Annotated in this window: 15 protein-coding genes; 8 read left to right on the top strand and 7 right to left on the bottom strand. The window is 71.6% G+C overall.

Features of this window, described 5'->3' with window-relative positions:
- Window positions 1–42: 42 nt before the first annotated feature.
- Entirely contained in the window at window positions 43–1,092 is a 1,050-nt protein-coding gene (locus GA0115234_RS00265; protein WP_093538787.1) for a GlxA family transcriptional regulator, read from the bottom strand.
- A 204-nt stretch (window positions 1,093–1,296) separates the two neighbouring features.
- On the opposite strand from GA0115234_RS00265, the gene GA0115234_RS00260 reads away from it, so the two are divergent.
- Window positions 1,297–1,887, top strand: a complete 591-nt coding sequence (locus GA0115234_RS00260) for a cysteine hydrolase family protein (protein ID WP_093538786.1) — start codon at window positions 1,297–1,299, stop codon at window positions 1,885–1,887.
- Window positions 1,888–1,914: 27 nt separating this feature from the next.
- Here the strand turns inward: GA0115234_RS00260 and GA0115234_RS00255 are convergent, their stop codons facing one another.
- Complete coding sequence (locus GA0115234_RS00255; RefSeq protein ID WP_093538785.1) at window positions 1,915–3,897, bottom strand: AfsR/SARP family transcriptional regulator; 1,983 nt, start codon at window positions 3,895–3,897, stop codon at window positions 1,915–1,917.
- 175 nt (window positions 3,898–4,072) lie between these two features.
- On the opposite strand from GA0115234_RS00255, the gene GA0115234_RS00250 reads away from it, so the two are divergent.
- Window positions 4,073–4,951, top strand: coding sequence for an alpha/beta fold hydrolase (locus tag GA0115234_RS00250; RefSeq protein WP_093538784.1), 879 nt, complete (start codon window positions 4,073–4,075; stop codon window positions 4,949–4,951).
- Between the two features lie 74 nt (window positions 4,952–5,025).
- On the opposite strand, the gene GA0115234_RS00245 is transcribed toward GA0115234_RS00250, so the two are convergent.
- A complete protein-coding gene (locus tag GA0115234_RS00245; RefSeq protein WP_093538783.1) occupies window positions 5,026–5,880 on the bottom strand; it encodes a LysR substrate-binding domain-containing protein in 855 nt (284 codons plus the stop codon).
- A gap of 155 nt (window positions 5,881–6,035) precedes the next feature.
- On the opposite strand from GA0115234_RS00245, the gene GA0115234_RS00240 reads away from it, so the two are divergent.
- Window positions 6,036–6,512: a cupin domain-containing protein gene (locus GA0115234_RS00240; protein WP_161275520.1), complete on the top strand. Its 477-nt coding sequence runs from the start codon at window positions 6,036–6,038 to the stop codon at window positions 6,510–6,512.
- A gap of 92 nt (window positions 6,513–6,604) precedes the next feature.
- Window positions 6,605–7,411: an alpha/beta fold hydrolase gene (locus GA0115234_RS00235; protein WP_093538853.1), complete on the top strand. Its 807-nt coding sequence runs from the start codon at window positions 6,605–6,607 to the stop codon at window positions 7,409–7,411.
- Window positions 7,412–7,432: 21 nt separating this feature from the next.
- Here the strand turns inward: GA0115234_RS00235 and GA0115234_RS00230 are convergent, their stop codons facing one another.
- Window positions 7,433–7,819 (bottom strand): nuclear transport factor 2 family protein, encoded by a 387-nt coding sequence (locus GA0115234_RS00230; RefSeq protein WP_093538781.1) that lies wholly within the window; start codon window positions 7,817–7,819, stop codon window positions 7,433–7,435.
- Between the two features lie 107 nt (window positions 7,820–7,926).
- A complete protein-coding gene (locus tag GA0115234_RS00225) occupies window positions 7,927–8,391 on the bottom strand; it encodes an RICIN domain-containing protein (protein WP_093538780.1) in 465 nt (154 codons plus the stop codon).
- 409 nt (window positions 8,392–8,800) lie between these two features.
- On the opposite strand from GA0115234_RS00225, the gene GA0115234_RS00220 reads away from it, so the two are divergent.
- The 3 genes from GA0115234_RS00220 (at window position 8,801) to GA0115234_RS00210 (ending at window position 11,930) form a co-directional block, all read left to right on the top strand.
- Window positions 8,801–9,787, top strand: coding sequence for an AraC-like ligand-binding domain-containing protein (locus GA0115234_RS00220; RefSeq protein ID WP_093538779.1), 987 nt, complete (start codon window positions 8,801–8,803; stop codon window positions 9,785–9,787).
- Between the two features lie 251 nt (window positions 9,788–10,038).
- The gene (locus tag GA0115234_RS00215; protein ID WP_093538778.1) at window positions 10,039–11,298 is read left to right on the top strand and encodes a sensor histidine kinase; all 1,260 of its coding nucleotides are present in this window, start codon (window positions 10,039–10,041) and stop codon (window positions 11,296–11,298) included.
- Window positions 11,283–11,930, top strand: coding sequence for a response regulator transcription factor (locus GA0115234_RS00210; protein WP_093538777.1), 648 nt, complete (start codon window positions 11,283–11,285; stop codon window positions 11,928–11,930). Before GA0115234_RS00215 ends, GA0115234_RS00210 begins: the two co-directional genes overlap by 16 nt.
- 135 nt (window positions 11,931–12,065) lie before the next feature.
- On the opposite strand, the gene GA0115234_RS00205 is transcribed toward GA0115234_RS00210, so the two are convergent.
- The gene (locus GA0115234_RS00205; protein ID WP_237540951.1) at window positions 12,066–12,647 is read right to left on the bottom strand and encodes a hypothetical protein; all 582 of its coding nucleotides are present in this window, start codon (window positions 12,645–12,647) and stop codon (window positions 12,066–12,068) included.
- A 270-nt stretch (window positions 12,648–12,917) separates the two neighbouring features.
- On the opposite strand from GA0115234_RS00205, the gene GA0115234_RS00200 reads away from it, so the two are divergent.
- Window positions 12,918–14,165 carry an outer membrane protein assembly factor BamB family protein gene (locus tag GA0115234_RS00200; RefSeq protein ID WP_093538776.1) on the top strand — a complete coding sequence of 416 codons (1,248 nt, stop codon included), beginning with the start codon at window positions 12,918–12,920 and terminating at the stop codon, window positions 14,163–14,165.
- 73 nt (window positions 14,166–14,238) lie between these two features.
- On the opposite strand, the gene GA0115234_RS00195 is transcribed toward GA0115234_RS00200, so the two are convergent.
- The gene (locus tag GA0115234_RS00195; protein WP_256088495.1) at window positions 14,239–15,771 is read right to left on the bottom strand and encodes an alpha/beta hydrolase; all 1,533 of its coding nucleotides are present in this window, start codon (window positions 15,769–15,771) and stop codon (window positions 14,239–14,241) included.
- Window positions 15,772–15,916: the final 145 nt, after the last annotated feature.

The following is a 15,916-nucleotide window of genomic DNA, read 5'->3' as shown; positions in this document are numbered from 1 at the left end:
CCGTCCGGAGCGGGGCGACGGCTCCGTCGTGCGCCATGCGCGTCAGTCCGTACGCGGCAGGGTGTCCTGGTTCCTCCGGCCGGGCCCGCCCGGCGACGCGCCGGAGCCGGACCGGAAGCGGAGCCGGTACTCCGTCGGTGTCGTGTCGAGCTGTCGGCGGAACGCCCGGATGAGGGTGTCGGTCGTGCCGAAACCGCAGGTGGAAGCGGTGCGTTCGAGCGTGGCATCGGTGGATTCGAGTTGGCTGCGGGCCCTTTCGACGCGGACCGATTCGACGTAGGCGCTCGGGGTCATGCCGAGTTCGGCCTTGAAGATCCGGGTGAGCTGCCGCTCGCCGACGTGGGCGTACGCGGCGAGGTCCGCGACGGTGAGCCGTTCGCCGATGTTGTCCATGATGTGGTGGCGCAGGTCCTCGATGCGCCGTGTCGTGGAGACGGGTTCCAGGGGCACGCTGAACTGGCTCTGCCCGCTCGGCCGCTTCAGGTACATCACGAGCTGCCGGGCGACGCGCAGCGCGACGGTCTCGCCGAAGTCGTCCGCGACGAGGGCGAGCGACAGGTCGAGACAGGCGCTGATCCCCGCGCCGGTCCACACGTCGCCCTCGCGGATGAAGATCGGGTCGGCGTCGACCTCGACCGCGGGGTGGTCGGCGGCGAGTTGCTGCGCGGTCGACCAGTGGGTGGTGGCGCGCTTGCCGTCCAGCAGTCCGGCGGCGGCGAGGATGTGCGCCCCGACGCAGACGGACGTGACCCTGCGGGTCCCGGCGGCGAGCGTCTTCACCCAGCCGACCACGGTGGGGTCGGTGAGGGCGCGTACGCGGCGGTTGCCGTCGACCTCGACCGAGCCGGGCACCAGCAGGGTGTCGATGCTCCGCGTGGACACGTCGTGGAAGGTGGTGTCGGGGAGGATGCGCACGCCGGCGGATGTGGTGACGGGGTCCATGGTCCGGGCGGCGAGGACGACGGTGTAGCCCGCCGCGTCGTCCGTCTCGCGCCGCAGGAGGGCGAACACCTCCGGTGGTCCGGTGACGTCGAGCAGGTCGACGCCGTCGAAGAGGACGATGACGACGAGTCGTTCGACGGTGCTGCTCATGGGCGGTCTCCGTCCGGTCGTTCGACGGTGCTCATGGGGGTCTCCGTCAGGTCGGCCATAGCGATGTCGGTATCTGCATGTTAGATGGCATTGCCGACATGCTGCGGTCGGTCGTAGCGTTCACAACACCCGGTATCTGCTCCGGCACAACACCCGGCACAACACCCAGCGCTACTCCGGCACAACACCTGAGGCGGTACACCCATGGCCACGACGACCCTGCGCGCACTCAACGGCTGCGACGAGACGCCCGCGTCGCTCGCCGATGCGACCCTGATCCTGGTCGACTACCAGAACACCTACGTCGGCGGCGTGATGGAACTGGAGGGCTGGCGGGCCGCGCTGGACTCCGCCGCCGCGCTCCTGGGCAGGGCCCGGGAGGCGGGCACGAAGGTCATCCATGTCATCAACGACGGCGGCGAAGGCACCCCGTACGACATCCGCGCGGAGATCGGCCGGATCCACCCGAGCGTGGCGCCGGTCGAGGGCGAGCCCGTCGTCGTCAAGAAGGCCCCGAACGCGTTCGTCGACACCGACCTGGGCGAGCACGTCGATGCCGCCGGGAACGAGAACGTCATCGTCGCGGGGTTCATGACGCACATGTGCGTGACGTTCACCGTGGAGGGCGCGTTCCTGCGTGGCAACCGGCCCACGGTGGTCGCCGATGCCTGCGCGACGCGGCCCCTGCGGTCGGTGGGCACCGAACTGACCGCCGACCAGATCCACCACAGCGCGCTCGCCACCATCGCCGACCTCTACGGGGTGGTCGTCGAGTCCGGGAAGTCCCTGGCCTGAGGACCGCGGCGACCGGACGGCCCGCGATCAGGCCAGTGCCGCGGCCAGCATGTCGAGATGGTCCGCCACCGGTCCGAGCGTGATCAGACCGCTGCCCGCACCGCCCTGTTCGGCCGCGGCGGGCGCCAGCTCCGTCCGGGCCCGCGCCATCACGGCCCGGTCGCCGACCGCGACGCCGGCCCGTGCGACGAGGCACCACATGGCCTCGGACATCAGGTCGCGCGGCGGCGGCCCGATGGCACGCAGAGCCGCACCGGCCTCCTCGTCACGTCCCTCGCCCACCAGGAGCACCGGACGCACCCAGGACTCGTACGGTCCCCAGTCGGCCTCGCGGTCCACGGCGACCGGCTCCCCGTGCCGCAGGCGCACACTCAGCAGCGCCAACGGCAACAGGCCCTTCCGCAACCCGGGCATGCCCGCCCCGCGCAGACACCCCGCGGCCTCCTCGTAGGCGGCCAGGGCGGCGCCCGGCGGTCCGGTCATGGCGACCCGCAGCGCCCGGTACCAGGTGGTGAAGACGGACACCAGCGGCAGATCGTGGCGGGCGGCCAGCGCGTCGGCCGCCGCCGCATGCCGGTCGGCACCGGCCAGGTCGGACAGCGCGGACCGTGCCTGGACGCGGACGAGGTGGCCGAGGACCTCGTACCTCACCAGCTGGTGGCGCTCCGAGAGCGCCACCAGCTCCGCTCCGATCGCGTCCCGGCGGGCGGCCAGTCCGGCCCGCCGGAACGTCTGCATGAAGGTGCCGTTCAGGGCGAAGGCGAGCAGCGAGGCGTCGTCGAGCCGTTGGGCGATCTCCTCCGCCTGCCGGGCCGCCCGCAGGGACCGTGCCGCCACCCCGGACACCGGTCCGTCCGCGGGCAGGCTGCCCCGCGACTCCACGGCGATGGTCGCCAGCAGCCGGCAGCGCGAGGCGTCATGGCCCCCAGACGGAAGCAGCCGAAGGGTCCGCTCCGCCGCTCCCACCAGCCACCGGGCCTGCTCGGGGTCGTCCGAGCGCGTCCAGATCGCCGGTACGTCGTACACCCCGATGACCCGCGCCGTCAGTTCGGGATCACCGAGCTGCTCCGCGGCGGCCACGGCCGCGACCCGGTGCTGCCGCGCCGACTCCAGCCCGCCCCCGCCGGTGACCGCGAGGTCCCGCATGAGACCGGCCGTCGACTCCAGCCGGGTCCGGGCCCGGGAGGCCAGAGAACCCTCGTACGCGGCGGCCGCCCTGGCCCACACCTGGTCCACCGTGGACCCGGTGTCGGGGTCCAGATGGTCCGCGTGCCGCAGTATGTCCTCCTCCAGCCGCCGCAACCGCGGGCCGGGGTCCACGCCCAGGTGCTCGCGCAGCATGGCGCGGGCCCGCCGCAGGACCGACAGCGCGTCGGCCTGCCGGGCGGAGCGGTACAGGGCCAGCGCGAGCAGCCGCCACGCCTCCTCCCGCCACGGATGCGCGGCCACATGCGCGTCCAGATCGGGTACGGCCCCGGCCGCGTCCCCCAGGGCGATACGGGCCTCGGCCCGGCGTTCGACGGCGTGCAGGCGCAGTTCGGTCAGCCGGGAGCGCTCCGCGCGCAGCCAGTGTTCGTCGCCGAAGTCCGCGAAGGCGGGGCCGCGCCACCAGCCCAGCGCCTCGGCGAGCCGCTCCGCCACCTTGGCGGGCCCGGCCCTGCCCAGGGCATCCATCACCTGCTCGAACCGCCATGCGTCGACGTCGTCCTTCGGAACCCGCAGGGCGTATCCGGGCCCCTCCGTGACCAGTAGCCGCGGCGGGGTCCTGGGCGGCCGCTCCGGCTCGATGGCCCGCCGCAGTCCGCCGACGAAGGTGCGCACAGTGCCCACGGCATCGCCCGGGGGCTCGTCCCACAGGTCGGCCACCAGCTGGTTCACCGGCACGACCCGCCGGTGGGCGACGACCAGCCGGGCCAGGACCGCGCGGTGCCTCGGCCCCTTGAGGGGAAGCGGGTCCCCGGCCCCGTTCCAGGCGACCACCGCCCCCAGCACCCCGAATTCCACACGCACCCTCGTCGCCCCTTCGTACCCTCGCCCGCGGAACCGCCCGGCCCACAGGCGTTCATCCCCTGCTGATCGAAGCCTCGCAGACTGAGGACACCGCCGGCCGGTCCCGTGCCGCAGCGGCCCGTACGGAGCCGCGGCGATCCGTACGGAGATGTTCACCGGACAGAGGAGAAGCGCCATGGCACACACCATCCAGGGATTCGATCACCGGCGGATCCAGGTGGACGACGGGGTCGAGCTCACGGTCGCCGTGGGCGGTACCGGATCGCCGGTCGTCCTGCTGCACGGCTTTCCGCAGACCCATCTGATGTGGCGGCACGTCGCCGCCGATCTCGCGGCCGACCACACGGTCATCTGCCCCGACCTGCGCGGTTACGGCGACAGTGACAAGCCCCGGGAAGAGGGCCCGGACACGTACTCCAAGCGGACCATGGCCAACGACGTCGTCGCGCTCGCGCGGAGCCTGGGACACGAGCGCTTCGCTCTCGCGGGACACGACCGGGGCGCCCTCGTGGCCTTTCGCGCCGGGCTCGACCACCCGGCCGCCGTCAGCCACCTGGCCTGCCTGGACGTCCTGCCGACCCTGGACATGTGGAAGGCGTTGCACGGCAGGTCGGCCGCGGTCGGCTTCCATCTGTACCTGATGGCCCAGCCGCCCGGTCTGCCGGAGAAGATGATCGGGGCGAGCGCCGACGCGTTCTTCTCCCACTTCCTCGACATCTGGGCCAAGAACCCCGACGCCGTGCCGGCCGACACCCGCGAGGTCTACCTGGACGCCTCCCGGAACGCCGTGCCGTCCATCGTCGCGGACTACCGTGCCTCCGCCGGGATCGACGTGGAGCACGACAGGGCCGACCGCGCGGACGGCAGGCAGCTCACGATGCCGGTCTCGGTCCTCCAGCAGGACTGGGGCGCGGCCCTCGGCTACGAGGCCGCCGCACTGTGGGGTGCCTGGGCCACGGACCTGGAGCACTCCACCGTCTCCTGCGGTCACTTCATGGCCGAGGAGGCTCCGGCCGACATCGCGAGGGCGTTGCGGGACCTGATGGCCCGTTGAGCGGGCGGCTGCGGTGGAGGCGTGCGGCGGACCATACGGAGAACGGGGCACGGTCCGGTCCCGACGGTGAGGTCTCAGTCGTCGTGGTAGGCGGCGATCGCGGACCGGACGAACGAGCGGATCAGCGGATTCCTGTCGCCCTCGTTCCACGCCACGACCACGCGGCTCGGCTCCATGCCGATCAGCGGTACCACGGTGAGCCCCGCCCCCGGCTCGTGGTTCAGCAGGGTCATGCCGACCGTGCCGTTCCAGAGAACGGCCTGCCGGCACTCCTGGACGGCACGCACCACCGGGCCCTCGCGAGGTTCCCCGCCGTTCCAGTACGACTGCCAGATGGCGTCGGTGCCCTCCGGGAACAGGAACCAGCGGCGACCGGCCAGGTCGGCCGGCTTCAGACTGCCGCGGCGGGCCAGCGGATCGTCGTCACGCAGCAGCGCTCCCACCGGGTCGGCGCGCAGTACGCGCACGGTCAGACCGGTCTCGTCGAACGGGCCGCGGGTCAGGGCGACGTCGACCAGTCCAGCGCGCAGCCCGCAGGTGGGATCGGTCAGGCCGGCCTCGCGGACGCGGACCTCGACGCGTGGGTGCAGCCGGTGGTGGGCGTCGGCCAGCCGGGATGCGCCCGGGTCGGTGCTGTCGCCCAGGACGCCGACGGTGAGGGTCGCGGCGCCGGCCGCCGCGGCCACGCGTACGCGTACCCGGTCGGCCCGGTCGAGCAGGGCACGCGCCTCGACGAGCAGCACCGCCCCCACCGGAGTCAGCGCGACACCGGTGGACGACCGGTCGAACAGTACGGCGCCGACCTCGGTCTCCAGCCGCTTGACCGCCCGGCTCAGCGGCGGCTGGCTGATGTGCAGCCGGGCGGCGGCCCGGCCGAAGTGGAGCTCCTCGGCGACCGCGACGAAGTAGCGCAGTGTGCGTAGCTCCATGGTGTGACGATACCCGTGCGGTATCGACATCACGGAATGGGTCTTGGACTTCGGGGCGGCCCCGGCAGTGGAATCGACACATGACCGACGAACCGAGGACCAGCGAGCCGAGAACGAGCGAACCGAGGACCAGCGAACCCAATACCAGTGAGCGGATGGCCGACCCCGCCGTATCGGTGGTCGGTCCGGGCGACGGCGAGACGATCCTCCTGGGCAGCACGCGCATGCGTGTCCTGGAAGACGGCAGCAACACCGGGCACCGTCTCGGCCTCGCCGAGTCCGTCCTCGCGCCGCACACGCCCGGACCGCCCCAGCACCGCCACGCCCAGCACGACGAGGGCTTCTACGTCATCTCCGGCACGGTGCGGTTCACGGTCGGCGACAAGGACTACGACGCGACCGCGGGCACGCTCGTGATGGTCCCGCCCGGAGCCCCGCACACCTTCGCCAACACGACCGACCGGCCGGCCGTCATGCTGAGCACCTTCACGCCGGACCTGTACGTGCAGTACTTCCGGGACCTGGAGGAGATGTTCGCCGGCGGCCGGGCGCCGGCCCCACAGGAGAGCATCCAGGTGATGAGCCGTTACGCCACCGAGCCCGCCACCGACTTCGCCCCGAGACGGGACTGACAACGCCGACGACGCCGCCCGCCCGGCCGACCGCCACCCGATGTCGGCCGGCTGTCGGCGCCATGTCGGCGTACCCGTGCAAGCTGATGCGCATGACCGAGCTACGCGCATCATCCGACGACCTCCGCCCCCTCACCGCTCTCGACGACGGATCCGGGCCGAACCTGCTGGTGGTCCACCCGGGCGGTGGGGACGCGACGACATGGAACGGCGTCACCCGCCACCTGACCGACGACTACCGCGTCGTCAGGATCCACCGAAGGATCTACGCCCCCGGAGCGGACCTCGCACTACCCCACTCGATGGCCGTCGAGGCAGCCGACATCGTCGCCGTCGCGGGACTCCTCGACGCGCCGGTGCTTCTCGTGGGGCATTCCTCGGGCGCCGTCGCCGCGCTGGAAGCAGCGCTGCTCGCCCCGGCGGCGTTCGCCGGACTTTTCCTCTACGAACCTCCCCTGCCCACTCGGGAGTTGATCGCCGGGGCGGCGGGAGCACATGCGCGTGCCGCTCTCGACGCGGGCGACCCGGTCGAGGCGATGCGGATCCATATGCGCGACACCGTCCGCATGCCTGCGGAAACGGTCGATGCGATGTTCGCCGACCAGCACGTGCGAGCGGCGTCCGCCGCCTACGCGCCGGCCCAGATCGCGGACGACGAGGCAATCGACGCACTCGGCGTCGGTACCGACCGCTTCGCGAACCTCGCGACGCCGACGGACCTGATCGAGGGCGACCAAAGCCCCGCCCACCTGCGCGAGCGCCTGGCCGATCTGGCGGCAACGCTGCCGAACGCGCGGACCGTCACGCTCGCCGGCCAGGGACACATCGCCCACCTCACCGCGCCCGACACACTGGCCAACGCCATCCGGGACATGGCGGAACAGGTACTTCGCGTATGAGTCCCCGTCCGGGACCCGCCGTTACACGCTGTCGGGCGGGATGGGTGTGGCCTGGTGGTAGTACATCTGCCACGTCGTGGCCGCACCCTGCTTGCGCCAGAGCGAACTCCGCCGTGCCCGGTCTCCAGCCATCGTGGTCTCGTAGGTGAGGTGCACCAGCCCGGGTGCCAGCAGGACACCGGTGATCTCTGCGGGCTCGTAGCGCGGACCGCCTTCTGTCGCGCCGTCCATCTCGGGCAGCGCGGCAAGCATCTCGTCGTACGTCCACCGCCGCCCCGAAGCGCCGACTTCTGCGAAGTCCGGGTCCAGTAGCTGTCGGGCAAGCGAGCGCGACCTACGCACGCCGGGGTCCATGAGGCTCAGCTCGCCTGCGATCGCTTCGCGTACCTCATCCGTCTCTCGGCTCATGCAGGTATCTTCGCCCAGGTGACCAAGCCCCTCGCAACCGAGTTACCACGCGCAGAGCACAACAGGGGCTTGGACTCCCTGCGTCAGGCCGTCGGGCTGTCGGGCCGTCAGACCCAGAGCTGATAGACGCCGTCGTTGCACACATGCATGTAGACGGAGCTTCCGTCACTGTCGAGGCATTCGCCCGTCTGCCGGTTCCGCAGCTTCCAGCCGTTGCCCGTGTTGATCTCGTCCCAGCGCTGGTAGTTGTTGCCGCTGCAGGACTCCATGTAGACGTCGTGGTCGGTGTAGGCCGTCATGCAGTAAGCCGGATCTGACTTGTCCTGCTCCAGCCAGCTCCCGTCGCTCATCTGGACGTCGTGCCAGAAGGCGGTGGTGGTGCTGCCGCAGCTGTCGACTCCGACGTTGTCGGGCGTCCCGGCCCAGTTGTAGTGCACCTCAAGACACTTGTTGTCCGGCTTGTGGGTCCAGTGGACGTCCGAGTCGGCGTGGGCCGCCGCGCTCGTGGCCAGTACGAGGAGCGGGGCGAGCGCCACCGTTCCGACCGCCTGAGCCACCCGCTTGATACGCATGAGAGTCCCCCTTTTTTGGAATGCCGGAGAAAAGAAATCAGGCCGGGCCGGTGGGAAGGGAAGGCCGGTACTGGGGCCCGTGAGTCGTTGGCCGTATGCGACGAAACGATGCCCGGTGCCCTCGTCTGCCCTCCCAGTGGGAGGGCAGACGACCCGGCCCCCGTTCGGACTGCGTGAGGGAGCCTATGCGTCACCGGACGGCGGCCGTGTGCATCGCGTGCAGTCCTTTTTGACGATGCGTGCAGCCGCAGGGCCTGGACGGACCCGGAGTGAGGGTTCAGGGAGCGGGGCCGTCCGCCGGGCGACGGTGGCGCGATCTTGCTCGATCCAGCAGACTGCACACCGCCGGAGGCCGAGGCCCCCGGCGGCAGGCAGCGGGCACGGGGGAGCTTCGACGGTGTGGCAGAGAATGACTGCGGCGGAAGTGCCGCCTCACAACAGGTTCGATTGGTTCGCGGAGGTGGTGTCCCATGTGCTGCTGCCGACGGCGTTCCGTGCGGAGGACACCGGCGGCTTCTACGCGCAGGGCGGGCTGCTGGACCTCGGTGCCGCCCAGATGGCCAGGTTCACCTACGCCCCGCTGCGCTCGCGGCGGACCCCGGCGTTGATCCGCAAAGGGGACCCGGAGCAGTACCAACTCGGGCTGGTGACCAGCGGATCCGCCTGGTTCGCGCAGCAGGGCGGGGAGGCGGAGGCGGGTGCCGGGGACATGGTGCTGTGGGACACCTCCCGCCCGTACGAGTCCGGCTCGGGGATGGACGGCCGCAGCGTCGAGGTGTTCGTCCTGCAGATCCCCAAGGCCCGGATGCCCTTGCCCTCGCAGCAGGTCGACAAGCTCCTCGGGCGGCGCGTTCGAGGTGGCGCGGGCATAGCCGCGATCCTGGCCGGGTTCCTGGTGGACCTCGCCGAGAAGGGCCCCGACTGTTCGCCCCACGAGCTGGGCGGGCTGGGGGAGATGGCCGTGGACCTGGCCACCTCGTGTCTGGCGGGACAACTCGGCTCCACGGTGGAGCAGTCCGCCGAGCTACGGGCCCACACTCTGCTCCGCCGGGTCAACGCCTTCATCGAGCACCACCTCGGGGACCCCGACCTGACGCCGCGCGTCATCGCCGACCATCACCACCTCTCACTGCGGAGCCTGCACGCCCTCTTCCACGACGAACCCGAGGGCGTCGCCGCGACGATTCGCCGGCGTCGGCTCGAACGCTGCCGTGCGGATCTCGCCCGCCCCGATCTGCGGCAGCAGCTCATCCAGACCATCGCCGCCCGCTGGGGCTTCACCAGCACGACGGCCTTCAGCCGCACCTTCCGCACCGCATACGACATCACCCCCCGCGACTACCGCGCCGACGCCCTGACACGTGCCGATGATTCCCGGGACGCAGTGCCCGGCTGATCGCCCGTCGGCCCGTCGGCCCGTCGGCCCGGAGAAGGGGGAGCGGTGGCTCCGTTCGGCCTGCGGCCGGTGGCGCCGTATGGGCCTGGCCGTACGGGTGGGTGGGGCCAGACCCACTCCGGTGCCGATCCGGCCGGAACCGGGCCCCGGCTGGTGCAGAGTGAGCAGATCAGGCCGGACCGGCCGGATCGGTGCGCGGTGCAGGACTCCCGCGTGCCGCGGCCGGTGCCATGGAGTGGGGAGGAAGGGCAATGCGGCAGCTGGTGTCGTGGGTGGCGGGCGCCTGCGTGGGGTTCGTACGGGCGTGTGTCGTGATGGTCGTCAGCATGCTGGTCCCGGCGGTGTGGGCCGCCGCGGTGGTGCTGGGGATCCGTTGGGGCGCGGCGAACCCGTGGTCGTGGACGGCGCCGTTCGTGCTGGTGTGCGTGGGCACGCTCGCCCTGTCCCGGCCGGTCTGCCGGGCGGTCCGCTTTCTCGTCGCACGGTGGACCGCCACCGTCATCCCCGCCGGATACCGGCAGGCCGGACCGGTGACGCGGATGTCCACCGGGTACTGGTGGAACGGCTTCGGCTACGAACGCACCAGCCGCGACGCCCTCATGGACCAGAGGTGGCGGATCCGGTGGAAGGACCCGGCCAACTGGCGCGACCTGCGCTTCACGGCCATCGCCCCGTTCACCGCGGGCGTGGTCGCGTCCCTCCCGCCGGCCGGGCTGGCCGTGGCGGTCCTCGGGCTCGGGGAGCCGGGGCCCGTCGCACGCGCCGTCGGGGTGCTCGGCCTGGTCGTGGCCGTCGGCGGAGCCCGGTACGCCTGGCGGGCCGTCGAGCCGGTGGCCGTCCGCTTTCTGCGCGCGTCGCCCGCGATGGTGCTCGCGGAACGGGTGGAGGAGCTGACGGCCCAGCGCGCGGACACGACGGTCGCGCAGGCCGCCGAGATCCGCCGGATCGAGCGGGACCTCCACGACGGGGCGCAGGCCCGCCTGGTCGTGCTCGGCCTCTCCCTGGCGACGGCGGAGAAACTGATGGAAACCGACCCCGAGCGGGCCAGGGCCCTGATGCGGGAAGCACGGGCCGGTGCCGCCACCTCACTGACCGAACTCCGCGACCTGGTCAGGGGAATCAATCCGCCGGTGCTGAACGACCGGGGGCTCGTCGAAGCCGTGCGCGCCTTCGCCCTGGACAGCCCGCTCGAAACGGCCGTCACCACCGACCTCCGGCTGCGCCTGGACCCGCCGGTCGAGTCCGCCGTCTACTTCGGGATCGTCGAACTGACGACCAACGCGGTCAAGCACGCCCGCGCGACCCGGGCGCGGATCACCCTGACCCGTGACGACACCGGCCTCGTCGTCGACGTCGAGGACGACGGCCGGGGCGGAGCCGGAGTGGGCGCCGACGGGGGACTCGCGGGGCTGCGCCGTCGCCTCGCGGCCTTCGACGGCACCCTGGAGATCACCAGCCCGGCGGGCGGCCCGACCCACGCGAGGATAGTGGTGCCATGCGAATCGTTGTAGCCGAAGACCTCTACCTCCTGCGCGACGGCATGGTCCGCCTCATCGAGGCGTACGGACACCAGGTGGTGGCCACGGCGACCACCGGGCCCGAGACACTCGACGCCTTGCTGAAGTGGCGTCCGGACGTGGCCGTCGTCGATGTCCGCATGCCGCCGACCCAGTCGGACGAGGGACTGCGGGCGGCCCTGGCCGCGCGCGGCGAACTCCCCGGACTGCCGGTTCTGATCCTCTCCCAGTACGTCGAACAGCTCTACGCCCGCGAGCTGTTGGCGGACGGCGCCGGTGGCATCGGCTATTTCCTCAAGGAGAGCGTCTTCGACGCCGACCAGTTCATCGACGCCCTGGAACGCGTCGCGGGCGGTGGGACCGCCATGGACCCGGCCGTCATCGCCAAACTGCTGTCCAGCGGCTCCTCGAACCGGCGGCTGGAACAGCTCACCGAACGCGAACACTCGGTGCTCGGTCTCATGGCCGAGGGAATGTCCAACCAGGCCATCGGGCGGCGGCTCTTCCTCAGCGAAAGCGCCATCAGCAAGTACACCACCTCCATGTTCGGCAAACTGGGCATCACCGATGACGACGACAACAACCGCCGCGTACTCGCCGTCCTCACCTACCTGAACAACCCCTGACCGGCCGACGGGCGGGACGGACTCCGGGCCCGAAATGCCTGACGGTATGCCATATCCGCCAGGTGTCGCTGTACTGGATGTGCAGGCGGGCGGGTATGTTCCGACGGGTCCGTGCCCGTGTCCACGGGCCGGGGCTCAGCTCGACACAGAAGTGCCCGGCGTCCGGGTAGCGGTACACAGAGGACGGGCCTCGTCGACCAGGCTCCGCAGCGCGGTGCCGTGCTCGCGGAACGCGGTGGAACTGCCCACGACGAAGAGGGCGTGCGCGGCGATGTCGAAACCGAGGTGGTCGCGGTACGTCCGGTACTCCCGCCGCTGGTGGTCGATGGCGGCCTCGTCGGGAAAGTCATGGTCCGGGGTGGCCGCGGTGTGGGGTTCGCCGCTGCCGAGCCGTGCCCGGACCTGCCTCCACGACGCGGTCCGGAACTGCAGGCTGTGGTGGACCAGGACCAGGTCCAGCGAGACCGGTTCGCCGTCGCTGACGACGCCGTCGGGGGCCGGGTTGGCGCGGATCGGCAGGTGGACGAGCGACCGGGCGGACCGGGCGGCCAGTGCCCACATGGCGGCGAGCTGGGCGGCGCCGTCCCGGTCCGCGTACATCGACAGCCAATGGTGATCGTCACGCAGCGCCAACCGTGCCGCGACCGGGGCGGGCCGGACCACCCGGAACCCGCTGCCGCCCAGCCGCACCCTGTGTATGCGGACCCGCTGCCTCACTCGCTTCCCCGGACCCGTTGCCTCGCGCACCCCGGCCGAGTCCAGGACCCGGCCGCGCAGGGTCCGTCGGCAGGCTGTGGGGCCTGCCGACGACATGTCCGGCCGGGGCGGAACAGGGTGGCTCCCGACGGTTTCCCTGTGACGGGAGCTTCACGGCCATGTCCCGACTGTGTGCCATCCGGCGTTCGGCCGAAAATCGATGGCTAGCCTGACGGCGCTCAAGGTGTCCCTGGGGGACGTCGCAACAGTCGGACGGAAGAGGGAACGGACATGGGCGGTCGTGACGGGCACACGGTGTCGCGCAGGCGGATACTCGGGCTGGCCGGTGCCGGGCTGGGGGCGGCCGTGGTCGGGACCGGGGTCGCGGGGTGCGGTCCCGGGGAGGAGCCGGCCGCACCGGGCGGCAGCGCGAAGCCCGGCGGGGACAGGAAAGGCGGCGGGGACAGCAAGGGCGGCGGCTTCACCACTCCACCGCCGGGCACCGCACCCGAGCCGCTGTGGAAGGCGGCCGCCGCGAACACCGGCCTGGCCGGCATCGACGCGCTCGCGGTGATCGGGGGAGTGGCCCTGGTGTCGGGCGATCCGCTGGTGGGACGGTCCATGGCCACCGGCAAGGAGAAGTGGTCGCGGCGCGGCGTCACCACACCCGGCGCCGAACTCATCGTCGGCGGCGGCACGCTCTACCTCGCCAGTGCCGAGTACGACGGTGACGTGGTGGGTCTGGATCCGGCCACCGGCAAGGAGACCTGGCGCAGCCGCCTGGGCAAGAAGTATCAGCAGCCGCGCCCGATCGCGGCCGACGACCGCCATGTGTACGTCATCGCCGGCATCCTGGAGAAGGACTTCACGACGCCGAACAATGTGATCGCCGCCATCGACACCACGTCCGGCAGGATCGCCTGGCGTGAACAACGCGACGCGGGTACCGAGGAGTTCGGCATCACCGCTGCGGCCGTCGACGGGCGCCTGGTCTACACGGACTACCGGGAGAACGTGACCGTCCGCGACACGGCGACCGGACGGCAGGTGTGGACGAAGAAGATCAGCCGGTCCAACAACCGGCGCTTCGCCGTCCACGAGGGCCTGGTGATCGTGGCGGACGGCCGGCGGCTGCGCGCGTTCGACCTGGCCGGGGGCGAGGACCGCTGGTCGCTGCGGACGGAGGAGTTCAGCTCGTTCAACGACCCGCAGGTCCTGGACGGGGTGCTCTACGCCTCCGACAGCGTGCGCGGCATGTGGGCCGTGGACCCCCGTACGGGCAAGCGGATCTGGCACAACGGGGAACTGCTGGACTCGGCGACGCAGGCGTGGCAGTTCGCCAAGGTGAACGGCACCCTGTACGGCGCGACCGAGTTCGACGAGGACGGCGGCGTGCACGCCTTCGACGCGGCGACCGGGAAGCTGCGCTGGACGTACAACGACAAGAGCGGCGACATCCAGCAGTGGTACGTGGCGGCGGCGGCCGACCGGCTGGCCGTGATGCACGGGAAGCGGCTCTACGCGCTCCCCGCCGTGTGATCCGGACACCCCGGCCGCACGGAGGCTGCCCCTCACCGTCCCGCGCGGGACGGTGAGGGGCAGTCGGGGCTTCCTACTTCCGACCGGACGGCGTCCGGCAGGTCAGGTCCTCGGCCGGGAGCCTGCCCGTGGTCAGATAGGCCGTGGCGCTCTTGTCCGCACAGGATCCGTCGAGGCCGTAGACACCGTGCCCCTCGCCCCCGGCGACGGTGACCATCCGGGAGCCGCGCAGCGCCCGGTGCATGCCCCGGGCGCCGGGCAGGGGCGTCTGGGGGTCCCACTGGTTCTGCAGGATCAGCACGTCGGCCTTGTTGTTCACCGTTGTCGCGGGCTCGCTGCCCTGCTTCCAGAAGGCACACGGCTTGATGTTGGACGCGAAGTCGCCGTACAGCGGATAGCGGGCCTTGTCGCGGATCGCGTCGTAGCGGTACTGCTCGGGGTCCTGCGGCCATGTACGGGAGTCGGCGCACAGGACGGCCCAGGCGCTCGCGGCGTTGTTGTCCGGCGGGACGTCATGGGCGGACGCCGTTGCGACGGGATCCGGGGTCGCCTCGGTCGTGACGGCCGGGGCGGCCTTCCCGCCCTCGGCCGCCCGCTTCAGCTCGGCGACCCGCTCGGCGGCGCTCTGGACGTGGGGGAACATGCCGCGCAGCTCGGAGCGGATGTCGGCACCGCTCAGCCGGCTCCCGCCGGAGTCGACGGGGACGCGGTCGGCTCGGGCGACCAGCTTCCAGAAGGTCTCGCGGACCTCGGCCGGGGCGGCGCCCAGGTGGTACGTCGTGTGCCGGCGGGCGGTCCATTCGGTCCAGCGTGTGAAGGCGTGCTCGGCCCCCTCCGCCATCCCCTGGAACATGCCCCGCCAGACCCACGCGGGGTCGGTCGCGCTGTCCAGCACGAACCGGTCGGCCCGCCGGGGGAACATCTGCGTGTAGACGGCGCCGAGGTAGGTGCCGTAGGAGTAGCCCAGGTAGGAGATCTTCCGCTCGCCCAGCACGGCACGGATGACGTCCATGTCGCGGGCGGTGTTGCGGGTGGTGAGGTGCCGCAGCGTGTCGCCCATCCTGGCCTGGCACTTGTCGGCCACCGTACGTGCCCACGCCACGTCCTTCGCGAAGGTCGCGGCCTTGTACGGGCGTTCGTCGTTCTGCTCGTCGTCGGTCAGACCGCAGCCGGCGGGAGAGCTCTGTCCGATGCCCCTCGGGTCGAACCCGATGAGGTCGTACCGTCCCTTCACCTCCTGGGGAAGGGACAGATTCGGGTTCACGGGCAGGCTCAGGCCCGGCCCGCCGGGGCCGCCGGGGTTGAGCAGCAGCACGCCGCGCCGCTTCTCCGGGTCGCTCGCCCGCAGCCGGGACACCGCGATGTCGATCTTCCTGCCACCGGGATCGCTGTAGTCCAGCGGCACCCTGAGCGTCGCGCACTGAAAGGAGGCCGGGCTCTCGGCGTCGCAGCGCTGCCATCGGAGGGTCTGCTGGGTGTACTGCCGCAGCGGGTCCTTGGCCTCGGTGGCCGAGGAGGCGGAGAAGGCCGGTACGGGTGTGAGCGCCGACAGGAGAGTCGCCGCGGCACCGGCAGTCAGAAGGGATGCTATGTGTTTGTTTCGCACAGTGTCGCCCGTCCTTGCTGGAGAGAGGTGTTCGGTCCATCTGGCCTTGTGTGCACGGGAGTTGGTTGCTTCCGTCGCCTGGGTGTCCGCGCATGACGGCATGGCCGGGGCGCCGGGACCGGGAGCGCGCCGCCGGCTGCCGGTT

Source organism: Streptomyces sp. DvalAA-43, from assembly GCF_900091725.1.
GTDB classification, from domain to species: Bacteria; Actinomycetota; Actinomycetes; order Streptomycetales; family Streptomycetaceae; genus Streptomyces; species Streptomyces pulveraceus.
This window is presented reverse-complemented; position numbering and strand designations above follow the sequence as displayed.